Annotated in this window: 21 protein-coding genes; 14 read left to right on the forward strand and 7 right to left on the reverse strand. The window is 58.8% G+C overall.

Annotation, left to right across the window (positions count from 1 at the left end):
* Window positions 1-37: 37 nt before the first annotated feature.
* From VRY85_RS04025 to guaB, 5 genes are all read left to right on the forward strand, one after another.
* A complete protein-coding gene (locus tag VRY85_RS04025; RefSeq protein WP_414597321.1) occupies window positions 38-994 on the forward strand; it encodes an alpha/beta fold hydrolase in 957 nt (318 codons plus the stop codon).
* 42 nt (window positions 995-1,036) lie between these two features.
* On the forward strand, window positions 1,037-1,867 hold the full coding sequence (locus tag VRY85_RS04030; RefSeq protein ID WP_414597493.1) for a 3',5'-nucleoside bisphosphate phosphatase: 831 nt from the start codon (window positions 1,037-1,039) through the stop codon (window positions 1,865-1,867).
* 16 nt (window positions 1,868-1,883) lie between these two features.
* Window positions 1,884-2,447 carry a transcription elongation factor GreB gene (gene greB, locus VRY85_RS04035; protein WP_414597322.1) on the forward strand — a complete coding sequence of 188 codons (564 nt, stop codon included), beginning with the start codon at window positions 1,884-1,886 and terminating at the stop codon, window positions 2,445-2,447.
* Window positions 2,448-2,596: 149 nt separating this feature from the next.
* Window positions 2,597-6,652, forward strand: coding sequence for a phosphoribosylformylglycinamidine synthase (gene purL / locus VRY85_RS04040; RefSeq protein WP_414597323.1), 4,056 nt, complete (start codon window positions 2,597-2,599; stop codon window positions 6,650-6,652).
* Between the two features lie 44 nt (window positions 6,653-6,696).
* Window positions 6,697-8,157 (forward strand): IMP dehydrogenase, encoded by a 1,461-nt coding sequence (guaB, locus tag VRY85_RS04045; protein ID WP_414597324.1) that lies wholly within the window; start codon window positions 6,697-6,699, stop codon window positions 8,155-8,157.
* A gap of 76 nt (window positions 8,158-8,233) precedes the next feature.
* On the opposite strand, the gene VRY85_RS04050 is transcribed toward guaB, so the two are convergent.
* Complete coding sequence (locus VRY85_RS04050) at window positions 8,234-9,394, reverse strand: YbfB/YjiJ family MFS transporter (protein ID WP_414597325.1); 1,161 nt, start codon at window positions 9,392-9,394, stop codon at window positions 8,234-8,236.
* A gap of 67 nt (window positions 9,395-9,461) precedes the next feature.
* Between VRY85_RS04050 and guaA the strand changes: the two genes are divergently transcribed.
* The 6 genes from guaA to VRY85_RS04080 all read left to right on the forward strand — a co-directional run bounded on the left by guaA (window position 9,462) and on the right by VRY85_RS04080 (window position 16,713).
* The gene (guaA, locus tag VRY85_RS04055) at window positions 9,462-11,048 is read left to right on the forward strand and encodes a glutamine-hydrolyzing GMP synthase (RefSeq protein ID WP_414597494.1); all 1,587 of its coding nucleotides are present in this window, start codon (window positions 9,462-9,464) and stop codon (window positions 11,046-11,048) included.
* Window positions 11,049-11,470: 422 nt separating this feature from the next.
* Window positions 11,471-12,292 carry a type IV toxin-antitoxin system AbiEi family antitoxin domain-containing protein gene (locus tag VRY85_RS04060; protein ID WP_414597326.1) on the forward strand — a complete coding sequence of 274 codons (822 nt, stop codon included), beginning with the start codon at window positions 11,471-11,473 and terminating at the stop codon, window positions 12,290-12,292.
* Entirely contained in the window at window positions 12,276-13,223 is a 948-nt protein-coding gene (locus tag VRY85_RS04065; protein ID WP_414597327.1) for a nucleotidyl transferase AbiEii/AbiGii toxin family protein, read from the forward strand. The genes VRY85_RS04060 and VRY85_RS04065 overlap by 17 nt, the downstream gene beginning before the upstream one ends.
* A 12-nt stretch (window positions 13,224-13,235) precedes the next feature.
* Window positions 13,236-14,219, forward strand: coding sequence for an arsenic resistance protein (locus VRY85_RS04070; RefSeq protein WP_414597328.1), 984 nt, complete (start codon window positions 13,236-13,238; stop codon window positions 14,217-14,219).
* A 157-nt stretch (window positions 14,220-14,376) separates the two neighbouring features.
* The gene (locus tag VRY85_RS04075) at window positions 14,377-16,170 is read left to right on the forward strand and encodes a PHA/PHB synthase family protein (RefSeq protein WP_414597329.1); all 1,794 of its coding nucleotides are present in this window, start codon (window positions 14,377-14,379) and stop codon (window positions 16,168-16,170) included.
* Between the two features lie 45 nt (window positions 16,171-16,215).
* Window positions 16,216-16,713 (forward strand): MaoC/PaaZ C-terminal domain-containing protein, encoded by a 498-nt coding sequence (locus VRY85_RS04080; protein ID WP_414597330.1) that lies wholly within the window; start codon window positions 16,216-16,218, stop codon window positions 16,711-16,713.
* Between the two features lie 31 nt (window positions 16,714-16,744).
* On the opposite strand, the gene VRY85_RS04085 is transcribed toward VRY85_RS04080, so the two are convergent.
* The 6 genes from VRY85_RS04085 to VRY85_RS04110 all read right to left on the reverse strand — a co-directional run bounded on the left by VRY85_RS04085 (window position 16,745) and on the right by VRY85_RS04110 (window position 21,227).
* Window positions 16,745-16,915 carry a hypothetical protein gene (locus VRY85_RS04085; RefSeq protein WP_414597331.1) on the reverse strand — a complete coding sequence of 57 codons (171 nt, stop codon included), beginning with the start codon at window positions 16,913-16,915 and terminating at the stop codon, window positions 16,745-16,747.
* 85 nt (window positions 16,916-17,000) lie between these two features.
* Window positions 17,001-17,819, reverse strand: a complete 819-nt coding sequence (locus tag VRY85_RS04090; RefSeq protein ID WP_414597332.1) for a quinoprotein dehydrogenase-associated SoxYZ-like carrier — start codon at window positions 17,817-17,819, stop codon at window positions 17,001-17,003.
* A 4-nt stretch (window positions 17,820-17,823) separates the two neighbouring features.
* On the reverse strand, window positions 17,824-18,837 hold the full coding sequence (locus VRY85_RS04095) for a YeeE/YedE family protein (protein ID WP_414597333.1): 1,014 nt from the start codon (window positions 18,835-18,837) through the stop codon (window positions 17,824-17,826).
* 11 nt (window positions 18,838-18,848) lie between these two features.
* Complete coding sequence (locus VRY85_RS04100; RefSeq protein ID WP_414597334.1) at window positions 18,849-20,144, reverse strand: NAD(P)/FAD-dependent oxidoreductase; 1,296 nt, start codon at window positions 20,142-20,144, stop codon at window positions 18,849-18,851.
* Window positions 20,141-20,494, reverse strand: coding sequence for a c-type cytochrome (locus VRY85_RS04105; RefSeq protein WP_414597335.1), 354 nt, complete (start codon window positions 20,492-20,494; stop codon window positions 20,141-20,143). Before VRY85_RS04105 ends, VRY85_RS04100 begins: the two co-directional genes overlap by 4 nt.
* 238 nt (window positions 20,495-20,732) lie before the next feature.
* Window positions 20,733-21,227: a ferritin-like domain-containing protein gene (locus VRY85_RS04110; RefSeq protein WP_414597495.1), complete on the reverse strand. Its 495-nt coding sequence runs from the start codon at window positions 21,225-21,227 to the stop codon at window positions 20,733-20,735.
* Between the two features lie 490 nt (window positions 21,228-21,717).
* Between VRY85_RS04110 and VRY85_RS04115 the strand changes: the two genes are divergently transcribed.
* The 3 genes from VRY85_RS04115 to nagB all read left to right on the forward strand — a co-directional run bounded on the left by VRY85_RS04115 (window position 21,718) and on the right by nagB (window position 24,138).
* On the forward strand, window positions 21,718-22,734 hold the full coding sequence (locus VRY85_RS04115; protein WP_414597336.1) for an IS110 family transposase: 1,017 nt from the start codon (window positions 21,718-21,720) through the stop codon (window positions 22,732-22,734).
* Window positions 22,735-23,067: 333 nt separating this feature from the next.
* On the forward strand, window positions 23,068-23,256 hold the full coding sequence (locus VRY85_RS04120; protein ID WP_414597337.1) for a hypothetical protein: 189 nt from the start codon (window positions 23,068-23,070) through the stop codon (window positions 23,254-23,256).
* A gap of 120 nt (window positions 23,257-23,376) precedes the next feature.
* Window positions 23,377-24,138, forward strand: coding sequence for a glucosamine-6-phosphate deaminase (gene nagB, locus VRY85_RS04125; protein ID WP_414597338.1), 762 nt, complete (start codon window positions 23,377-23,379; stop codon window positions 24,136-24,138).

Genomic DNA, 24,138 nt, shown 5'->3' on the forward strand with positions numbered 1-24,138 from the left:
ACAATCAGGAGTCCGTTTTCCATCTCACGAGGATGCAATGAGCGAAGTGCCCAGCCCCTACGTTGTTGAACCCCGTTTGAATTATGTGATGTGCGCCAGCCCGGCGGGCATGCATCGCATGGCCTATTGGGAATGGGGCGACCCTCACAACGACAAGGTGCTGCTCTGCGTCCATGGCCTGACCCGCAGCGGCCGGGATTTCGATGTTCTGGCCGCACGCATGGCCAAGGAATACCGCGTGGTTTGCCCGGATGTTGTCGGGCGTGGGCATTCCGACTGGCTGATCAACCCATCCTATTACGCGATTCCCCAATATGTGTCAGACATGCTGACGCTTATTGCGCGGCTGAAACCCGGCCGCCTCGACTGGGTAGGCACCTCTATGGGCGGCTTAATTGGCATGGGGCTGGCAGCCGGGCTAGCCACTTCTGCCGCGCTGCGCCCCGCCAAGCCGGAACCTCGCCTGAGCAATGACCAAACCCTAACTCTGGGCCGCATGGTTTTGAATGATATCGGCCCCACAATCAACGATAGTGGCTTGGCGCGTATCTCTGAATATGTGGGCAAGGAAGAAATATTTGACAGCTTCGAGCAAGCGGTCGAATATGTGAAAAGCGTGTCGCAGGGCTTTGGCCCGCACGACAGCGCCGGCTGGCAAGCACTGACGCGCCACATCTTCAATCAGGAAGATGGCAAGTGGCGCAAACATTACGATTTGCGTATCGCCGAACCCATCGCCCAACAGGACGCCACGGTGCTTAAAGGGGCGGAAGCCGTACTCTGGGCCGGCTTTGAAAGCCTTGCCGAACCTGTGCTGGTGATACGCGGCGAAACCTCCGACCTGCTTACTGAGCAAGGGCTGCAGGAAATGCAGAAGCGCAATGTACTGGCGCGTGGTTTGACATTTCCCGGGGTTGGGCATGCGCCCACCTTGCGCTCTGACGACCAGGTCGAGGCGGTTGCCGCATTTTTGCTGGAAGAACAGGCCCGCTGATTCTCAGCGCCTGTTAAGTCGTTCACGGAGGATGCCATCATCATCTCAGCCGATCTTCACTGCCATTCGACCATGTCCGACGGTGTGCTTGCACCCGAGGATGTGGCCCGTCGCGCCCATGATAACGGGGTGACCTTATGGGCGCTGACCGATCACGACATTCTGGATGGCGTGCCTGCAGCGCGTGCGCAGGCGCAGGCGCTGGGCATGCGCTTTATCGCCGGGGTGGAGATTTCCGTTACCTGGGCCGGCCATACCGTTCACGTTGTGGGCCTGAATGTTGACGATACGCATACCGGCCTGGTCGAAGGGTTGCGCAGTATTCGCGTGGGCCGTTCTGAACGCGCCGAAGAAATGGGGCGCCGGCTGGACGCCATGGGCGTTGAAAACAGCTATCAGGGCGCTTTAGCTTATGTCAGTAACCCGGCCCTGATCAGCCGCACGCATTTTGCCCGGTATTTGGTGGAGAAAGGGTATTGCGCCAATCTCTCCGAAGTATTCAAACGCTATCTGGGTGAAGATTCCCAGGCCTATGTGCCCATGCAGTGGTCTACGCTGGAGCAGGCCGTCAACTGGATACTGCAGGCGGGCGGGCGAGCTGTCATTGCGCACCCCGGTCGCTACAACTACACGCCGGTGCAGTTCGACGCCTTGTTCACCCAATTCCGCGAATTAGGGGGCGAGGCCATTGAAGTGGTGACCGGCAGCCATGCGCCGCACCAGTACCGCGAATACGCTGACGTCGCCCGGCAATACGGGTTTCTGGCTTCTTGCGGTTCAGATTTTCACGGCCCGGATGAAAACCGCCTCGACCTGGGTCGGCTGCCCGCTATGCCGGACGATCTCACTCCTGTCTGGCACGACTGGGTTTAGGTTCAAAGGTATTGAAATGAGTAAGGCTTTTGTTAAGGAAGACCAACAGCAGGACGACGACGATCTCGAACTGGAAGCGTCGCCCCTGCCAGCAGGGGCAAAGAATTACATCACCCGCGACGGCTATACCCGACTGCGGGCGGAACTCGAACATCTCATGAACGTTGAACGCCCCGATGTTGTTCAAACCGTGTCATGGGCCGCTTCCAATGGCGACCGTTCCGAAAACGGCGATTACCTCTACGGGAAAAAGCGTTTGCGCGAAATCGACCGCCGCATCCGCTTTCTCACTCGCCGCCTGGAAATTGCAGAAGTCGTCGATCCCGCTGCCCAGCCCAATCGCGATCAAGTCTTTTTCGGCGCGACGGTGGTGTATTCCGATTCCGCTGGCGAAGAGTTCCGCGTCACCATCGTGGGCGTAGATGAAGCCGAGCCCCTGCAAGGTCGTATCAGCTGGATTTCGCCGGTGGCACGCGCACTGACTAAAGCGCATGAAGGCGATACCGTCGTCTTACGCACACCGGGCGGGGTGGAAGAGCTCGACATTCTGGAAGTGCATTACCCCGAGCCACAAGCCTGAACTCAGCGGGTGCTTCACGGCTGTGCCAAGGTGAGGATCACCGGTTCCAGCGGTGAAATCTTGAGGTACGCTGGGCTCGGGCGCCGGGAGGGCTGTGGAAGGGGTAAAATGGGAGGTTCAGTCCACCCTTTGCGCGCACTCCGTACACAGTGAACTCCATTCTGCATTTTCCCGGCTCAGCCGTCCTGTCCTCGTTCCGTCGTGAACAACTCCTTAAACGTTTCTCGGCCCTTGGCCTGCCCGTGGCGGATATTTCCGGCCAGTACGAACATTACGTATGGCTTGAATCTCCCTTGGATGACGCCGCTCAAAGCCAATTGGAGCGCCTGCTCGATTACGGCACTCCCCTAAACACCAAGTCAGAAGGCCGTAACACGCTGGTTCTGCGTGTGTTCCCACGCTTTGGCACGGTGTCGCCGTGGGCCAGCAAAGCCACCGATATCGCTCATAACTGCGGCTTAGCCGCTGTGCGACGCATCGAACGCGGCGTGCGCTACACCATCACACCCGAACGTGGCCTGCTGGGCAGCAAATCGCTGGATGAATCCCAACTGGCGCAAATCGCCGGCCTGCTGCACGACCGCATGACAGAAACCGTGGTTGATACCGCCTTTGACGGCCAGGCGCTGTTCGCCTCGCTGCCTGGCAAACCCACAACAACGGTTAACGTGTTGGGCGCAGGGCGCCAGGCATTGGAAGAAGCCAATACCGCGCTTGGCCTGGCTTTGTCGGAAGACGAAATCGATTACTTGGCCGATGCGTTCACGGGGCTGGGGCGCGACCCCACCGATGTCGAACTGATGATGTTCGCGCAGGCAAACAGCGAACACTGTCGCCACAAGATATTCAACGCCACCTGGGTCATTGACGGTCAGCCGCAAGAAAACACCCTGTTTGGCATGATACGCGCCACCCACGCGGCTCAGCCGCGCGGCACCGTCGTCGCGTATTCCGATAACTCAGCCATTATGGAAGGCGGTCCCGCCACTTTGTTCCATGCCGGCGCTAAAGATAGCCAAGGCCGCTACGGCCACCATCAGGCTGTAGTCCACACCCTGATGAAGGTGGAAACCCATAACCACCCCACAGCCATTGCTCCCTTTCCGGGTGCCTCAACCGGTTCCGGCGGCGAGATCCGCGATGAAGGCGCAACGGGCCGGGGCTCCAAGCCCAAAGCCGGCCTGGCAGGGTTCACGGTATCCAACCTGCGTTTCCCAGATGCCCTGGAGCCCTGGGAAGAGCGCCCTCATGGTCTGCCCGACCGCATTGCTTCGCCGCTGGACATCATGATTGAAGGCCCCATCGGGGCGGCAGCGTTCAATAATGAATATGGCCGCGCCAATCTGCTGGGCTACTTCCGCACGTTTGAACAGCATGCGGGCGGCCGCCGCTGGGGTTATCACAAACCCATCATGATCGCAGGCGGCATGGGCTTTATCGATAGCCGCCTCACACACAAAGATCCTCTGCCTCCCGGTGCGTTACTGATTCAACTGGGCGGCCCCGGCATGCGTATTGGCATGGGCGGTGGCGCAGCATCCAGCATGAGCGTAGGCGCAAATACCGCAGAGCTTGATTTCGATTCCGTGCAGCGCGGCAACCCGGAAATCCAACGGCGCGCTCAGGAAGTCATTGACCGCTGCTGGCAACAAGGCGAACACAACCCCATCATCGCCATTCACGACGTAGGCGCGGGCGGCTTGTCCAACGCGTTTCCTGAACTGGTGAACGACGCAGGGCGGGGCGCCATCTTCGAATTACAGCAAGTACATCTGGAAGAGTCTGGCCTGTCGGCAGCGGAAATCTGGAGTAATGAATCGCAGGAACGCTATGTTCTGGCCATTCTGCCCGAAGACCTCGAACGGTTCGACGCCCTGGCCAAACGTGAGCGTTGTCCCTATGCGGTTGTCGGCGTAGCCACTGAAGAGCGCCAACTGCGTGTCACGCACGGCGAAGGGCTGCCAGGTGTAGCTGAAGCCATCACGCCTCGGGCCGAAGGCGAACTGCGCCCGGTCGATGTACCCATTGATGTCATTCTGGGCAAAGCACCGCGCATGACGCGCGATGTGACGCGAGAAACCATCGAAGGTGAACCGTTCGACGTCGTAGGTATTGAGTTAGGCGAAGCCATTGAACGAGTGCTGCGCCACCCCACAGTCGCCAGCAAGAGCTTTCTCATCACCATTGGCGACCGTGCTGTCGGCGGCTTGACCAGTCGCGACCAAATGGTCGGCCCCTGGCAGGTGCCGGTGGCGGATTGCGCCGTGACGCTGGCCGATTTTGAAAGCGTGCGTGGCGAAGCGATGTCCATGGGCGAACGCTCGCCGCTGGCAGTGCTGGATGCACCTGCGGCCAGCCGCATGGCTGTGGCCGAAGCGCTGACCAACCTGGTGGCCGCTGATGTGCGTGCGCTTGAAGATATCAAGCTGTCCGCCAACTGGATGGCCGCGTGCGGCACCCCGGGCCAGGATGCCGCCCTTTACGACGCCGTGTCGGCGGCCAGCGAATGGTGTCAGGCGCTAGGCCTGTCTATTCCCGTGGGCAAGGATTCCCTCTCCATGCGTACCACCTGGGAGCAAAACGGTGAGCAACGCGAAGTCTGCGCGCCGGTGTCGCTGGTGGTCAGCGCCTTCGCTCCTGTGGGTGATGTGCGTGCCACGCTAACCCCGCAACTGCGCACCGATTGTGGCGATACTTCCCTTATTCTCATTGATTTGGGGGCAGGCAAGCAGCGCCTGGCAGGTTCGGTTCTTTCACAGGTTTACGGTGCCGTGGGCACGGAAGTGCCGGACATCGACGACGCCGACATGCTGGCCACCTTCTTCCGTACGGTGCGCGAGCTGGCAGCCGACGGCCTGGTGCTGGCCTATCACGACCGTTCCGACGGCGGCCTCTTGGCTACCGTGTCTGAAATGGCCTTTGCGGGGCATGTGGGTGTGTCGCTTAACCTCGACCTGCTCACCATCGACCCCCATGCCGAAGACTGGGGCGACTACAAAATCCGCCCCGAACAGGTGGCCGTGCAGCGCGACGAACTCACCCTTAAGGCCTTGTTCAACGAAGAGGCCGGTGCTGTCATTCAAGTGTCCCGCACCGAGCGCGACAACGTGCTGCGTCGCCTGCGCGAAGCAGGTTTGTCGCAAAACAGCTATGTCATTGGCGGCTTGAACACCGTGGATGAAATTCAGATCTTCCGCGACGGCAAATGCGTGTATCAACGCGCCCGCGCAGAGCTGGGCCAGCAATGGGCCGAAGTCAGCCGCCGCATTATGGCGCTGCGCGACAACCCCGAATGCGCTCAAGCTGAATTCGACCTGTGGAAGGACACAACCAACCCGGGCATGCAGGTACGCGTGGCCTTCGACCCGCAAGAAGACATCGCTGCGCCCTTTATTGCCACCGGCAAGCGGCCTCGCGTCGCCATTCTGCGCGAACAGGGCTGCAACAGCCAGGTGGAAATGGCCTGGGCCTTCGACAAGGCCGGTTTTGAGGCGCTTGACGTTCACATGACCGACCTCATCTCAGGCCGCAACCGCCTGGACGACGTCCAAGGCCTCGTGGCCGTGGGTGGCTTCAGCTATGGCGACGTGCTGGGCGCGGGCGAAGGTTGGGCACGCAGCATCCGCTTCAACAGCATGCTGGCGGACCAGTTCTCGGCCTTCTTTGGCCGTGGCGACACCTTTGCCTTGGGGGTATGTAACGGCTGCCAGATGCTGGCCGCCCTGGCTTCCCTGATCCCCGGGGCAGAGCACTGGCCGCGCTTCACCCGCAATATTTCCGAGAAATACGAAGCGCGTGTCACGCTGGTGGAAATCCCCGAGTCGCCCTCGTTATTCATGCAAGGCATGGCGGGCACGATTGTGCCGGTCGCAACCGCGCACGGCGAAGGCTTTGCCAACTTCGAGCGCCAGGGCGACGCTTCCAAGGTAATTACCGCACTGCGCTATGTGGACAACCACGGCAAGGTAACTGAGCAGTACCCGTATAACCCGAATGGCAGCGCCAACGGCCTCACAGGCGTGACCACCGCCGATGGTCGCTTCACCATCATGATGCCGCACCCCGAACGGGCGACGCGCAATGTGATGATGTCCTGGGCGCCTGAGCGCTGGGGGCCTGCCGACCAGGGCGGGGCAGATCAGCCGCATGGCGGCTACACCCCCTGGATGCGGATGTTCCGCAACGCCCGCGTTCAGTTAGGCTGAAGCGGCTTATCACGGTACAATTCATCTTTGCCCGGAGCTCGTACATGCGTCTCATCAAGAAAGCACTGACATTCGATGATGTCCTGTTGGTGCCTGCATATTCGGACATTCTCCCACGCGATACCAACCTGTCCACCCGGTTCACGCGCGATATCACCCTGAACATTCCTCTGGTGTCTGCCGCCATGGATACCGTCACAGAATCCGGCCTGGCCATTGCCATGGCGCAGGAAGGCGGTATCGGTGTGGTTCACAAAAACCTCTCTGCCGACGAACAGGCCCGGGAAGTGGCCCGCGTCAAGCGTCACGAGTTTGGTATTGTGATCGACCCCATCACGGTCACCCCGCAAATGTTGGTGGGCGACGCCATTGCCTTGCAGCGCGAACACGGCATTTCCGGCTTGCCGGTGGTCGATGGCGGCAAACTGGTGGGCATTGTCACCAACCGCGACTTACGCTTTGAAGACCGGCTCGACCTGCCTCTCAGGCAGGTCATGACCCCTCAAGAAAAACTCGTCACCATGCACGAAGGCGCCACGCTGGAAGAAGCGCAAGCGCTGATGCACAAGCATCGCCTCGAACGCGTGCTCATCGTTAACGACGCCTTTCAACTTCGTGGCCTGGCCACAGTGAAGGACATCGTTAAAAACACCACCCACCCCAATGCCTGCAAAGACGCTCACGGCCAGTTGCGCGTCGCCGCAGCGGTGGGGGTAGGTGAAGGCACGGAAGAGCGTGTGGCCAAGCTGGCGGCTGCTGGTGTTGACGCCATTGTGGTGGACACCGCTCACGGCCACACCAAGGGCGTGATCGACCGCGTGCGGTGGGTCAAGGAAAACTACCCACGCATCCAGGTCATTGGCGGCAATATCGCCACGGCCGCTGCAGCCAGGGCGCTGGTTGAAGCGGGCGCCGATGCGGTCAAGGTCGGTATCGGCCCTGGCTCGATCTGCACCACCCGCATTGTGGCCGGGGTCGGCGTACCGCAAATCTCAGCGATTGCCGATGTCGCCGAGGCGCTGGATGGCACAGGCGTGCCGCTGATTGCCGATGGCGGCATTCGTTATTCAGGCGATATTGCCAAGGCGCTGGCGGCCGGTGCCTCCACCTGCATGATGGGTGGCATGTTTGCCGGTACCGAAGAATCTCCCGGCGAAGTGGTGCTGTACCAAGGGCGTTCGTATAAGTCCTATCGTGGCATGGGCAGCCTCGGCGCCATGTCCGATGGTTCCGCCGACCGCTACTTCCAAGACCCGTCCAACAACGTCGACAAGCTGGTGCCCGAAGGCATTGAAGGCCGTGTTCCCTACAAGGGCAGCGTGCTGGCCATCATTTACCAGTTGGTGGGCGGTGTCAGGGCGTCCATGGGGTATTGCGGCTGCGCCACCATCGAAGATATGCGCAAGAAGGCGGAATTCGTGGAAATCACCGCTGCCGGCGTGCGCGAATCCCACGTTCATGATGTGCAGATCACCAAGGAAGCGCCGAACTACCGCGCCGACTGATCCCACTAACGCAAGCACCATCGAAGCCCCAGCCGGAAAATTGGCTGGGGCTTTTTTTACGCGCTTAACAATCTGACTACTGCGCGGGGGCTTGCTCGGGAAAAGGCTTCAACAGCAGCAGGCAACTAAGCAGCAGGGCGGCACAAGCAATATAAAGCGAACCGTCCAGCGTGGCGCCCAGATGCTTGTTCGCCAAGCTGAACATCACCGGCCCGGCCAACTGCCCCAAGGCAAAAGCCGCCGTCAGGTTGGCGATCAGCACACGTGCCCTGGTGCCGCCCGAGTTATGGGCTTGCTGCATGCCCAGCATGGTGATCACCATAAAAGTGCCACCCACGCAGACCGCAGCAATAATGATGCTGCCCAGGCTGGGCAGCACAGCAGGAATCACCACACCGACAGCCATCAACAATTGAGAAAGCAGCCACAGGAAGCGCAGCGAAAACCGCTTCAGCAATAAACCGCAGATCAGGGTAGAAACCGCCGCCGCCAGGCCAAACACAGGCCAGGCCAAGCCGAAAATGGCCTCATCATTAAGAAGAATACGCGCCTGGGCGGGCAGAAAGGTGGCGGGCAAGATATACCCAAAACCAAACAGGCCGTAGCACAGTATCAGTCGGAAATGGTTATGGTCATTGCCGCGCGCCAGAACGGTGCTGGCAGAGGGGGCGTTGGTTGGGATCTTCCAAAGTGGGTAAGTCGCCAACAGGCCAATTGCTGTCCAACCGCCCAGTTTCAGCCAGGTATGGCTGGAACTGACGCCACGCAGGTCGGCAGCCATGCACAACAGGCCGGCGAACGCAATGCCGCCGCCTACACCGGCAAATACCCAGCCTGCCTTATGAGGCGTTCCCGCTGCCGTCAGCCGTGCCAAACATAGCGATGCCGTTGCCACTAGCACCCAGGCGCTGGCCACCCCCGCAATAGAACGCCAGGCAATCCAGGTTGACCAGGTCGATGTCCATCCCATTAGCGCTGTGGTGAGCGCCACCAGCAGCAGGCCGACCCTGAGAAGGGTGCTTGCGCTCCATGGCAGAAAAGCGGCTGTCAGCGCACCGGCAAAATAGCCGAGATAGTTTGCACTAGCCAGCCACCCCCCTTGCGCCAGCCCCAGCCCAATATCCTTTTGCATAATGGGCAGCAAGGGCGTAAAAGCAAAACGACCAATACCCATGGCAAGCGCCAGAGAAATGAAACCGGCCCAGATAAGAGCGGGGGTGTGCGAGCTATTTGGCATGCTTATTCCTGCGAAAACCGGTGTGATACGTTACATTAACGCCTTGAATCCTCTATATGCTTTCACCATGCATCAGCGCATACTTATTCTTGATTACGGCTCCCAGTTCACCCAACTCATCGCTCGCCGCATCCGCGACACCGGCGTTTATTGTGAGATACACCCAGGTGACATAGATCATACCTTCCTCAAAGCACAAAACGGCCTCAAGGGCATTATTCTTTCAGGCAGCCATGCTTCTGCCTATCAGGAAGAAGCTCTGAAAGTGCCTGGCCAAGTGTTTGAGTTGGGGGTACCTGTCTTGGGCATTTGCTATGGCATGCAAGCCATGGCCCTGCAACTGGGCGGTAAAGTGGAGTGGTCTGATCAGCGCGAATTCGGCTACGCCGAAGTGCGTGCTCACGGTCACACTCGCTTGCTCGACGGCCTGCAAGATTTCGGCACCCCCGAAGGCCACGGCATGCTGAAAGTCTGGATGAGCCACGGCGACAAGGTGACGGCGCTGCCCCCGGGTTTCAAGCTCATGGCCTCCACCCCAAGTTGCGCGATTGCCGGCATGGCCGACGAAGCACGCGGCTTTTACGGTGTGCAGTTCCACCCGGAAGTCACCCACACTTTGCAGGGCGAAGCGATTTTGAACCGCTTCGTCACGGAAATCTGCGGCTGCACCCACGACTGGAACATGCCGGACTACGTGCAGGAAGCCATCGAGAACATCCGTAAGCAAGTGGGCGATGAGGAAGTCATCCTCGGCTTGTCCGGCGGGGTAGACTCTTCCGTTGCGGCGGCGCTCATCCACAAGGCGATTGGCGACCAGCTCACCTGCGTGTTCGTGGACCACGGCCTGCTGCGCCTGAACGAAGGCCAGCAAGTCATGGATACCATTGCCGGGCACTTTGGCGTTAAGGTCGTCCATGTGGATGCCTCCGAACAGTTCATGAGCAAACTCGTGGGCGTGACCGACCCGGAAGAAAAGCGCAAAATCATCGGCCGAGAGTTTGTGGAAGTCTTTCAGGAACAGGCAAGCAAACTCAAGAACGCACGCTGGCTGGCTCAAGGCACCATTTACCCGGATGTCATCGAATCGGCGGCCTCTAAAACCGGCAAGGCCGTGGCGATCAAATCGCACCACAACGTGGGTGGCCTGCCCGACACCCTCAACCTCAAGCTGCTCGAACCGCTGCGCGAACTCTTCAAAGATGAAGTGCGCAAGCTGGGCATCGCCCTGGGCCTGCCGCCCGCCATGGTCTATCGTCACCCCTTCCCGGGGCCCGGTCTAGGCGTGCGGATTTTGGGCGAAGTCAAGAAAGAGTATGCCGACCTGCTGCGCCAGGCCGACGCCATCTTCATCGAAGAACTGCGCAACACCATCGACCACAACAGCGGCAAAAGCTGGTACGACCTCACCTCGCAGGCTTTCGCGGTCTTCCTGCCCGTGAAATCCGTCGGCGTCATGGGCGACGGCCGCACCTACGAATACGTCGCAGCCCTGCGAGCCGTTCAAACCACCGACTTCATGACTGCAGACTGGGCCGAACTGCCGTATTCGCTGCTGAAAAAGGTTTCCTCAAGAATCATCAACGAAGTGCGCGGCTTTAACCGCGTTACGTACGATGTCTCGAGCAAACCGCCTGCGACGATTGAGTGGGAATAATTCCACGCCAGGCACCTGATGGCATGAAATGCTCAAAAGCCCGCGTAATTGCGGGCTTTTTTGTATTTTCGTCTGGCATGGAGTGTACCGACCCAGTGATTTGCTGAGCAGAAACCGCTGGGTCATTACAAGCTAGCATTGCAGCGGGGCGAGATCGCTGACCTGGAGCGTGAACGCCGCCGGCGCAAGCCGTGTTCAACCGCGTGATCTGGTCATGGTGTTTTTCATGGTGCGCGATGCGCGTTGCCAAATAAGCTGCCAAGGCGCGTTGAGCCTGCACGGCTGCCTGAACTTTCCGTTGGTCGGGCAATGCCATTCTGGTTTGTTTTCTACTTAAAATGATCACTATAAATGATCCTTTTTCTTCTCTTATAAACTATTTTGCCTTGGCAAGGGTTTATAAGAATAGTAATTTACTCTCTATGGGTGATCGAAATTCACGAAAGTTGAACCTTTTGCTAGCCGAGCTGAGCGACACTCGGCTCGTATCGAGCCGCTGGCTGCGGGCTCATGGTTACACCAACAGCCTCGTCTCACGCTATGTGAGCAGCGGCTGGCTGGTGTCGCCTGCTCGTGGGGTCTACATGCGCAAGGGCGGTCACCTGCAGTGGGAGGGAGTGGTACGCAGCCTGCAAATCGGGGAAGGGTTACCTCTACATGTCGGCGGTCGTTTCGCCCTGAGCCTGATGGGGCACGAGCACTACTTGCGTTTCGGGGAAGCGGGAACGATCACTCTGTATGGGCCCTCGCGGCCACCTAGTTGGCTCGGCAAACTTTCGTTGGAACAGTGTTTCGAGTTCCTGGGAAGAGGGGGGTTCGACCTGCTTCCTTCTTTGTTCACCGAAGAGATGTCCGAAGAGATGATGTCCGAACATGGGCTGGCTTGGCATCAGATCACATCGAGTACTGATGCCTTAGTCTGCTCTACACCCGAGCGGGCCATACTGGAGTTGTGCCACAGCGTTACCGATGCAACGTTAGTCTATGAGGTAGATGCGTTGATGCAAGCCATGACTACGTTGCGGCCGCGGAGGGTGGGCCTGATGCTGCATCACTGTCGGAGTATCAAGGCAAAACGGTTGTTTTTAGCGTTAGCTGAACGTCATCGTCATGCGTGGTTGCCTCATGTTCCATTGGATGGCGTAGATCTGGGGCGGGGCAAACGAGCGCTGGTGCCGGGCGGACGCTTGCATCCCACTTATCAGATAACCTTGCCGAGAGAACTTGATGAGCACCTTGTTTGAACATTGGGACCGTCGTTATACCGATCGTGTACGGCTGTTGCTTGATATTCTGCCGATACTTGGCCAGGAACCGCGTTTCGCGCTCAAGGGCGGTACGGCAATCAATTTGTTTGAGCACGATTTGCCTCGTCTGTCGGTGGATATTGATTTGGCGTGGTTGCCAGTACATGACTATGCTGAAGATGCAAAGCTGATCTCGGAAGCTCTTGAGCGCTTGGCCGATAAGCTGCGTGTCAGGCCGCTGCAGCTTCAAGTACAGTTGTCTGCGGGCGATGGCGCAAGCGTTACTCGATTGGTGGCCAGCCGTGGCCGTGCGCGGGTGCAGATCGAGACGACTCCGGTGATGCGAGGCACGGTGCATCCGGTGCGGAATATGGTGGTTCGCCCGAGGGTTGAGGAAATATTTGGCTTTGCGTCGGTTCAAGTGCTGAGCTTCGCCGATCTCTATGCCGGTAAGCTGGCAGCCGCACTGTCGAGGCAGCATCCGCGAGATCTGTTCGATGTCGGTTTGCTGCTGGAGGATGAGCGGACAGATCAGCTGCTCTGGCGCACATTTCTCGTCTACCTGACCTGTAGCCCTAAACCAGCGTGGGAGATGTTGGCTCCTCGCGTGCCAACAGATTTCGCGGCCATATTCGACGCGCATTTCAAAGGAATGACGGCTGAGCCTGTCGAAGCCGAAGCTTTATTAGATGTTCACGAGCGCTTGTTGGCGCGTGTGGCCGAGTGGCTGGATGAATCATCGTGTATGTTTCTACGGTCCGTGGAGCTCGAGCAGCCGGACTTCGGCCTGATCGAGCTAGGACATGCGGCAAAATTGCCAGGGGTACGGCGCAAGTTGCACAACTTGGCTAAGCGCACCGACGCTAAGCGACTGGCGGATCGGGCGTTGTTAGAAGAAACTCTGGAGCGGATTGTCAGCGCCAGATGAAAGGCACCCGATTTGACCCACTTCACCTCTGCACTCCGAGACCGCTTGGAGCTGCACCAAATCCTCATCTACTTTGCGGCGGTGCTGCTGGCTGCCGCTGTTGCGGTGCTGGCGCCTGCTATAGCGGCGCTGGAACAGGCGATTAATCCTGCGCTGGCTTTAATGCTGTTCGTGACCTTTTTGCAGGTGCCGCTGGCCGACTTGGGCCGTGCTGTCACCCACACGCGATTTCTGGCCGCGTTGCTGGTATCCAATTTCCTCATCGTGCCACTGCTGGTTGTGTTTCTGGTGCAGTTCGTACCGGCAGACCCGATGATTCGCCTCGGCTTTCTCTTGGTGCTGCTTACGCCGTGCGTTGATTATGTGGTGACGTTCTCGCATATTGGGCGCGCCGATGCCCGGCTGTTGCTGGCTTCTACGCCGCTGCTTTTGATTGTGCAAATCCTATTGTTGCCGATCTACCTACGTGCGCTTTTGGGAGTTGAAGCGGCAGCTGTGGTGCAACTTGGCCCGTTTGTCCATGCTTTTGTGTGGCTGATCGCTGTGCCCCTGAGCTCGGCGGCTGTCGTGCAGCAGTGGGCGCAGCGTCGCAAAACCGGTGCGCGTGTGCTTGGTGGATTGAGCGTGCTGCCCGTTCCGGCAACCGCCCTGGTGCTGTTTATCGTGGTAGCTGCAGTGGTGCCGCAGTCCGGTGCGGCGATCGAGGCCGCCGTGCGCGTGCTGCCGTTGTATGCCGTCTTTGCTGCGGTCGCGCCCTTCCTCGGGTGGGGTGTTGCTCGCTTCGTGGGCTTGCCACCCGCAGCCGGCCGTGCCGTCGCGTTTAGCTCGGCCACGCGCAATTCCCTGGTGGTGTTACCCCTAGCTCTGGCCGTGCCCGGAGGCCTCCCCGTGCTACCCGCCATCGTGGTGACCCAAACCATGGTTGAGTTAGTGGCGTCCGTCCTCTACATGCGTTGGATTCCCAAACTCGGGGGCTCGTCAATACCAGACCAATGAGTGCGCATGGGCTCACTGAGCCCACATCGGTCTACTTAACAGCGTCTGTTCAGGCGCGGTTGGGCAGGTCCTGTCACAAGCGCGTCAATTATTAACGTTACAATACTTTTCATATCTTTCATGACGTAAAAATTAAACAGCGAGAGTCTTTCCATAAATGAGTACTGTGTTTGATAGCGACGCCATCCGCGAACGGCAACGGCAGGCTGCCCAGTCGTTTGATGAACTGGTGCAAACCAGCATGGCGAAGGCTTTTAATGGGCTTTCCCCCATTGCCTTGTCCCTGGCGTATACCGATTGGGTTAAGAACTGGGCCAGCTCTCCCGGCCGACAATCTCTAATGGCGCAACGGGCGATGGAACTCTCGTTGCAAGCCATGCAGAACATCGCGAAGAGTCAGACGGCCGACATACCAGAAACCGATGCGAGATTTTCCGATTCAGGTTGGCAGCAATGGCCTTACAACGTCTTCAAAGAAGGCTATAAGGCTTACGACGCCTGGTGGCGCGAAGCGGCCGACCACGGCGACGGGCTGTCGCGCCATCATCAGCGCATGGTGAACTTTTTTGCCGGGCAGGCACTGGATGCGATGTCGCCTTCCAACTGGTTGTGGACCAACCCGGAAGCTAAGAAAAAAGCGTGGGAAACCAAGGGCGAGACGCTTAGAAACGGCATGCGTTTCTTCATGGAGGACCTGGAAGAAGCCTTGGCGGCCAGGCCCGACACCCCCAGCGAAGCACTACCGCCCTTGGCGTACGCCGTTGGCAAAGATGTCGCCGTCACGCCGGGCAAGGTGGTGTTCCGCAATCATCTGATCGAGCTGATTCAGTACAGCCCGACCACCGATAAAGTGCTGCCCGAGCCGGTGCTGATCGTGCCGTCGTGCATTATGAAGTACTACATTCTGGATTTGTCACCGCATAACTCCATGGTCAAGTACCTGGTAGATAAAGGCCATACGGTGTACATCATTTCGTGGCGCAACCCGGATGCCTCCGACCGCGACCTCAAAATGCAGGACTACCTGAGCAAGGGCGTGCTGGCCGCCATGGAAGCCACGGGTGCCAAACGGCTGCATACGGTAGGCTATTGCCTGGGCGGTACGTTCCTGGCCATTGTGGCGGCAGCGTTAGGTCGTATGGCGCGCAAGAAAGGCCAGCCGCGCACGCCAAAGGAACAGGCTCTGATTCCAGAAAACCTTCCAGAACTGGCCTCCGTTATTCTATTGGCTGCGCAGACCGATTTTGCCGAACCGGGCGAGCTGGGCGTTTTCATTGATGAAAAACAGCTTGCTTCTCTGCGCCAGACCATGAATGAACAAGGCTATTTGTCGGGCAAGCAGATGGGCGGTTCCTTTGTGTTCCTGGCATCGCGGGCGCTGCTGTGGGGGCGCAATACCCGCCGCTACCTGTTGGGCGAGGACGATGCCCGCTTCGACCTGATGAGCTGGAATTCCGACACCACCCGGCTGCCCGCGCGCATGCATTCGGAATATCTCACGGCCTTGTTCCTGAACAACGCTTTATCTGCCGGGCAGTACCGCTTTGCCGGGCATACGGTTGCGCTGAAGGATATTCAGGCACCCATGATGGTGGTGGCCACCACGCGCGACCACGTCTCGCCCTGGAAATCGGTCTACAAGGTTCAACTGCAGACCGACACGCACGTAACATTCGTGCTGGCTGCGGGCGGCCACAACGCCGGCATCGTTTCCGAGCCGGGGCGCCCTCGCCGCAGTTATCAGATTAATAGCATTGAAGATAACGCAGGCTGGGTGGACCCGGACGAATGGCGGGCCACCACGCCAGTGGTCGAGGGTTCCTGGTGGGTAGCTATGCATGAATGGCTGAAAGAACGCTCAGGCAAGCCCGTGACGCCGCCGGCCATCGACCCGGCCAAAGTGGTGTGCGATGCGCCGGGCGAATACGTGATGGTGCGGTACGCCGATTAAGTCCGATACGGAAATTCAGCTAGAACATAGGAATAAGGATTCAATATGAGTACGTCTGCGCATGATGCAGAATGGATGGAAAACGTCACTTACGATGAACTGCAGGTTGGCCAGAGCCAGCAACTGACCCGTACCGTGACGCAGGAAGATGTGCGGGCATTTGCCGCCGTGTCTGGGGATATCAACCCCGCGCATTTGAATGAAGCGTACGCCAATGAAACCATGTTCAAGGGCGTGATCGCCCATGGCATGTTTGCTGGGGCGTTGATTTCAGCGCTGTTTGGTACACGCTTTCCCGGGCCAGGTACCATTTACCTTGGGCAGGAACTGAAGTTCATCCGGCCTGTGCGCATTGGCGACACGCTTACCGTCGAGGCCACTGTCAAGGAAAAAGACGACGTCAAAAAGCGGGTTGTGATGGACTGCGTTGTGTCCAATCAGAACGGAGAAGGGGTGCTCAAAGGCGTGGCCCGCCTGATGCCGCCCACGGAAAAAGTCCGGGTTCGCGCGGTGAATGCGCCCCAAATCGAACTGGTCGAGTAGGGCGTTTGAAAGCAGGGAGAGATGGCCTTTGTCACCAGCCTAGCGCTTGACGCAGTAAAGGCCATCCAATCAATAGAACCATGAAGAGAATGGGCAGCCACCAACCCGGCCGCCCGGCTCGGTAAAGAGCAACCGAGCCAACGATGGTGATCACCAGAAAAAGCCCCGCCATCGCCACCAACTGAATCATTTCACCCGACATCCGTCATTGCTCCTAAATGTGCTGACGGAAATTTAACACCTTTGGCCGGCCTTCGGCGCGTGTCAGGGCGGGGCGCAGCTTGTACTCAGGCTTGCTGTATGTCGGCGTGATGCTCGACCTTGCGGCCTGTGTCTTCCACCCATTGAAGTGCCAGTTCACCAGCCTGCTGCGGGGTCAGGCCGAACTTCAAGTAAGGGTTGGCCGCCAGCGAACGGAAATAGCGTGCGTTGATTAAAGGCTGGCCGTTAAGTGTGGCCTCAAAGCGCTCAATGATGCGGGTGGGTGGCGTCTGGCCGCTCTTATCTTGCGCCAAGCCGGTCACCATGGGGTGGGAAATCATCGTCAGCACTTCAACCGGTGCGCCCAGCGCCCAGGCGTCTGGCACACGCACTCGCGCTTTCATTTCTGAAGCCGGGTCGGGCGCGGCCGGGGCAATACAACCGCTGACTGTCACCCGCACTGGACGTTCCGCTACCAAGGCGCGCCCGTCTTCGGTGTGGGCCACGGCTATCACGGTTTGCGACTCGCTTAGGCGAATCCGCGTGGCCAGGTTCACCGTTTGAATTTCCGGCCCGAACTCGAATATCGCCACTTCTGGCGTAGGGTTGCCGGGAGCAAACAATTCCAGGCGGGTAATGCGGGTGCCTTGCAGGGCTTGGGATGAAACGGTCAGGGGGACAGACGAGCCATCTTCCGCCACCAGCGGCAGAGTCAGTTGCAGGCCCTCATTCAGTACCTTGGCAGTGCCCACGCTGTTGCGGGCCGCATCGACCTGCTGCCAGGAGGTTGGCGTGGCATGTACCAAGCGTGGAGCCAGTGAGCCCAACAGGCCGGCGCCGGCCAGGCTAAGCCATTGGCGGCGCTTTAAGGAAAAGGAAGAGGAAGAAGAATTCTGCAAAGACATGGTTCTATCGGTGGAATTGCATCCAGGCCAGCCGTGCACCAAGCACAATAGCAGCGGCGGAAATCATGGAGCTGAACGACAAGGTGGATAGCCCGGTGAGGCCTTGGCCGATGGAGCAGCCCAGTGCCAGCGCACCGCCTGCGCCCATCAGTGCGCCGCCGGCAATATAACGCAGCATCTGCCGAGGCGTCTCAAAGCCCTGCAGGTTGAAGCGGCCACGCAATACGGAAAACAGCAGGGCGCCCAGCACCACACCTGCCACCACAGCAATGCCGAAACGCAGGCTCATGCCTGTGGCCAGCATGGCGTACTGGATGACGTCGCCCACGGGGGCCACAAAAGTTAGAGAAATGACTGGCAACGGCTCGAAATCATCGTTGCCCAGCCAACCCGTGACAAACCAGCCCGCAACAATCAGCAGGCCAATGACAAGGCCGCCGGCCAAGTCTGCAGCGCGTTGTGCAGGTGCAGCGGCGGGCTTGCGTAAAGCATAAGCCAGCAGGGCGGCCGTGGCCGCCACGGTAAGGGCCATGCGCGGCCAGCCAGCCGGCACAGTCAGCCATTCAGGGCGGATTGTTGTCGGCGTGGCCAGGGCCATGCGCAACGGCCCCAGTACACCGGTAAGCGTCATGTAGGCGGCAATGCCCAGGCACAGCAGCACAACCAGGGAGCGCAGGTTGCCGCTGCCCAACAAGACCAGGGCACGTGCGCCACAACCATTGGCCAGACCCATGCCGTAACCGAACAGCACACCCCCCACAGGCAACAGCAACCAAGAATAGCTGGGCATGAGGTAAAGCGACTTGCTCAAGTCGACCAGCCCCGCCAGCGCCAAGCCTTGGGTGCCGAGCAAGGCGACAGCAAGAGCCAGCGAAAAGGCCTGCAATTTGCAGCCGTTATCGCCAGACCAACGCTGTGCCAAACCGCGTTGCAGGCAGAACCCGGTGGCCTGCCCGCAGGCCCCAAAAAGCAGGCCGATGGTCAGGCCTGCCCAAAGTACCAGCTCGATATGAGTCATGTGGCCTTAACCTATGCGCGCGTGCCCCAGCTATCGAGCGCGATGGCCTGATACCAGGACTCACCGTATTCGGCTTCCAGCTTACGGAAGGTATCGTCGGCGTTGGCCGGGCTGACGCCACCCGAAGCTTCGATGATTTTGCCGTCCTCGATCTGATACGTGGCAGCCACGGAAATACCGTAGTCCGGCGCAATCAGGCTGTAGCAAGTGTTGGCAAAGGTAGCGATGGCGTGCGGTTTGCCTGCCAGCGCGCTGACGATGGCAGCAGCGGCTACCTTGGCCTGCGCATTGGCCGAGAAACCGGATTTCGGCATGGGAGAAGCAATGGTTGCGTCGCCCACCACGTAAATATCAGCCACCCGTTCGGATTCAAAGGTTTCCGCTTTCACCGGCACCCAACCACTTTCGTTGGTCACACCGGCAATCTCGGCAATGGCACCCGCTTTCTGCGGCGGAATCACGTTCAACACATCCGCCTTGTGGGTTTCACCAAACTCGGTTTCCACGGTGAGGTTGGCTGCATCCACGCGCACCACCTTACCGTCTTGGGAAAGGGGAACCCATTCGATGAGGTCGCCGTAGAAGCGGTCCCAACCCGCCTGAAACAAGCCCTGCTTGGAGAAGGCGTCTTTGGCGTCGAGAATCAGAACCTTGGATTTTGGCTTGTTGTGCTTGAGGTAATGCGCCACCATGCTGGCACGCTCATAGGGCCCGGGCGGGCAGCGGAACGGGTTGGCAGGCGCAACCATCACAAACGTGCCGCCGTCGGGCATGGCTTCCAGCTGTTCCTTCAGCAACACCGATTGCTTGCCGGCTTTCCAAGCGTGGGGAGCTCGTTCAGCAGCGGCTTCATCGTAGCCTTCCAACGCGTTCCAGCGGAAATCAATGCCGGGGGAAAGCAACAGCTTGTCGTAGGGCAGGGTGTCGCCGCGAGCCAGGCTGACCTGTTTCTTATCGGCATCCACGCCAGAAGCGAAATCATGCACCACCCGCACACCCATGGACTTCAGTTCGTCAAAGCCATGGCCTTGTTGCTCAAACGTACGCAGCCCACCAAAGTACAAGTTGGTGAACGGGCACGTGTAGTACGTTTTGGCGGGCTCGATCAGGGTGACATCAATGGCTGGGTTGTTCCGCTTAATGTATTTGGCCGCCGTGGCGCCGCCAAAACCGCCTCCCACCACCACGACCTTGCCGGCTGCACCACGCGCATAAGCGGGGGCCAGCATCAAAGCCGCGCCGGCTGCGGTTGCCTTGCCGACTGTCGTCAACCACTGACGGCGTGAAAAATTGCTGGACTGACTCATTTCTGGGCAACCTCTTGGCTGGATGGTGACGAGGAAATTTGTGAAAAATGCAGGGCGAGCGCACTGATTTGCTCATCGCTCAAGCCTTTGGCCAAGCGATCCATGACCGTTGTGCCTGCGGGCGGCGTATCGGCTTTGAATGCCAGCAGCTGTTTTTTCAGTATAGTTTCCGGCCTTCCCGCGATGGAAGGAATGCTGCCAGGGGAGCGGCCATCTGTGCCGTGGCAGTTGGCACAGGCAGCGGCCAGCACCTTCACGTCGAAGATGGGTTGATCCGCCGCCGCAAGCCCCGGCCCGGCCAAAGCCGACAGCAGGGCCAAGGCGCCTGATACTTTGATTGCTGTACGCATAAATTCTCGTTGTTCAGTGTTATGGCAAGGTAACGCATGGTAACGTCAGCTTCATGCATCAGGAACGAAATTCTGGGCAGTAGTATATGCCTGCTAGTTATAAAGAAGAGGCGTTGAATCGCCTATTCTCCGTGTCGGCAACCGCCGTTGCCATCGACGCACGAACAAAAAAACCGCTGATCGCCATGCTTGGCAACCAGCGGTTCCCTGCAAGGGCAGGGCAGCGGGGGTGAGTCATTTACACTTCAGCAGCCTTGGCATTGGCGCTACTTTCGGCGAGCATCGTCAGTTTCTCATCAGTCGCTTTCTCCTCGGCAAGGGTCTTTTTCAAAAGCTTGACCGCATCGGTATAGCCCAGTTGCTTGCCCAGTTCGCACAGCGTGCCGTAACTGGCAATTTCGTAGTGTTCCGCTTTCTGCGCGCCAGCAATCAACGCCGCATCGCGTAGCGCCCCCTTGGGGATGGCGTCAATCACTTCCTTGCTTTCCTCAACCAGCCCTTCCATGCCAACGCATTTCATGCGCTTGAGCTTGATGTCCAGAATTTCAACCACCTGATCGATTCTTTCCACCTGGCCCTGAGTTTCTTCCAAGTGCGCCGTGAAAGCTGCTTCAAGATCCGCGCTCTCAGCAGCGCGTGCCAGGCGAGGCAGCGCCTTGGTCATTTGCTTCTCGGCACTGTAAATATCAGACAGCTCATGAATGAACAGGTCTTCAAGGGTTTTAATAGCCATGATTCCTCCAGAAAAATAGCGGCGCAATGCCGCGACGATTGCACTGGAAACGTGGCAAGTTTGGTGCCGGGCCTGCAGCGACTTGCGTACCGGCCCTTTGAATTATTCGCGCGTGTCAGGGCGGCTTGGTCTTGAAACTGAAAATCGGCCCAACGGCGGTACACTGAATTCAGAAGGGCCTACCGGGCCACGGCATATGCCTACCAGGCGACTACCTATGCATACTGGGCGCCTGCCTATCATGCTGTCGAGCGACTAAAGGAAGCAGGGACGCAATGGAAAATTTCTGGAGCAGGCTTTTATGGATGATGGCGGTGTTTTCCACCGTTTTCGGCGTGGCGCTGATGCAGATGGTATGGACGCCTCCCCCCGGCAACGGGGTGATATGGCAGCGTAGAGGAAAACCCTGAAGGTGGATCCTCGCTGTCACGACATCTTGGTGTCAAAGTAGTGGTTCTATGAATAGCCACAAAAGACAGGAGGATCCACCATGAAATATACCGTATTCGGCATGGACATCGCCAAGCAAGTCATTCAACTGCATACCGTTAATCCAGAGACAGGTGAAGTTCAGCGCCATAAACTGCGACGCAACCAGGTGCTGGAGTTCTTTGCGCAACGCCAAGCGGCACTTATCGCTATCGAGGCGTGTGGCGGCGCTCACTGGTGGGCACGCAAACTGGTTGAGCAAGGTCATGAGGTGCGCCTGTTGCATCCGAAGAGCGTGCGCCCCTTTGTGTTGCGCAACAAGACCGATGCGGCGGATGCCCGGGCCATCTGGACGGCGGTTCAGCAGCCCGAAGCGCATGAGGTGGCCATCAAGACTGAGGTGCAGCAAAGCGTATTGGCCCTGCATCGCCTGCGCGCCCAGTTGATGAAGTTTCGCATCATGCAGACCAACGCCCTGCGCGGGCTGCTCTACGAGTTTGGCGTCGTTTTGCCTCAAGGCCACACCGCGCTTCTGAAGGCACTGCCCGATACCCTGGCAGCACTTGATACGCAGTTGCCTGCCATGTTGCTCGATAGCCTGCGCGAGCAATGGGCGCGAGTGCAGCAGATGCAGGTTGAGATCGATGTCATTGAACGCCGGCTCGCCGCCGTGTTGCGCGAGACGCCGCAATGCCAGCAGATTGCCGAGATACCCGGCGTGGGGTTGCTCACGGCAACCGCTGCAGTAGCCACCATGGGAGAAGCGTCGTCGTTCAAATCGGGGCGCGAATTTGCCGCCTGGGCTGGACTGGTTCCCAGGCAGCGCGGCACCGGCGGTCATGTGCGACAACTGGGGTTGTCCAAACGGGGTGACGTGTACTTGCGTACCTTGCTCATGCACGGAGCCCGCTCCATCGTGATACGCCACCGGAACGTGCCGTGGATAGCGGCGCTGCTGGCCCGGCGTCCGTACAACGTGGCAGTGGCGGCGGTAGCCAATAAGCTGGCGCGCACGATCTGGGCGGTGCTTGCTAAAGGCAGGCCCTATGACCCCGCCGCGTTCAGTGCGGTCGCGTAGGAACAGCAGATGACTCACGTCAACAATATTTTTTAGGTTTTAAAGGCAGCTTCAAGGAGTGATGGCGATAGATACGTGATGGCAAAATAGGTCGGACCGACGCGAGGAAAACCCGATAGGGATGATGAGCCTTGAGCTCGATGATCAGATGAGGACCTCGTCGTAGCGGATTCCATCAGGGCCAGCAGGCTTGTACCCTGCACCAACAGGCCGGATATAAGACTGCATCCTCACCTTTATGCCAAATCGTTAAAATCCGCTTGACTCTCCGGGAGGCGTCCATATAAGTTATCCCTATACGGCGGCGCCGTAGTCATTATTGGTGCTGTGCTTATGGTGCCGCCCGTGGCCGCAGGGGCAGGGCGCCTGATGGGCAGGTTGTGGTGGGCGCCGCCCATCGTCGGTTTTCTGGTGGTTACGTTGGCCGGGCCGATCGTTACCATTGCCACCGCCCCAAGCTTGGAAGAAGTTCTGGCAGGTTCGGCCCTAATAACAACAAGAAAGCCGCTGCAACCACTTTGACGCATTTTTTCAAGTGTGGTTTCCCTTGTAGGGTAAGCTGTCGTGCTACGATTTTCGGCTTTGACGCAATAAAATCGGCCTTGCGCCATTTGACCCCTGCGTACCAACCAAAACACGCTTATGCTCCAGATCTTTCCTGACGCCTCTTCCATTGCTGAGCATGTCAGCAGCATCCTGATCACCAAGATCAAAAGCAAGCCCGACGTTGTGCTGGGCTTGGCAACGGGCGGCACCATGGAACCGATTTATGCGCGGTTCGTTGAGCGGGTACGTCAGCAAAAAGTTGATGTCTCCAGGCTGACGTCCTTCAATCTGGATGAATACGTCGGCTTGGGGCCTGATCACCCCAAAAGCTACTCGGCCTATATGCGCCAACACCTCTTTCAGCACTTGGAATTCGACCCTACGCGCTTGCACGTGCCCGATGGACTCGCGCCCGACCTTGAGCAGCACAGCCGGGAATACTCCGCCAAGCTGGAACAAACAGGCGGCGTAGAACTGCAACTACTGGGCGTAGGCAGCAACGGCCATATCGGTTTTAACGAACCGGGCACGCCGTTCGACAGCCGCTGCCACGTGGTGCAGTTGTCAGAACGCACGCGCATCGACAACAGCCGTTTCTTCGAGGGCGATGCCATTGTTCCCGCTTCCGCCATCACCATGGGCATGGTGGAAATCATGCAAGCGCGCGAAGTGCTGCTGGTGGCCACGGGTGAAAACAAGGCCGAAATCGTAGCCGAATGGTATCGGCGCGAAGTCACCGAGGCCGTGCCCTTTACCATACTGAAAAAACACCAGCGCGCCCGAATCATTCTTGACGAAGCCGCCGCCAGCCGTTTACCTGCCGATGTGCGCAAGGCATTAATGGCCGCGTCGGCTTAA

The organism is Achromobacter sp. F4_2707, assembly GCF_047501535.1.
Classification (GTDB): domain Bacteria; phylum Pseudomonadota; class Gammaproteobacteria; order Burkholderiales; family Burkholderiaceae_B; genus Yanghanlia.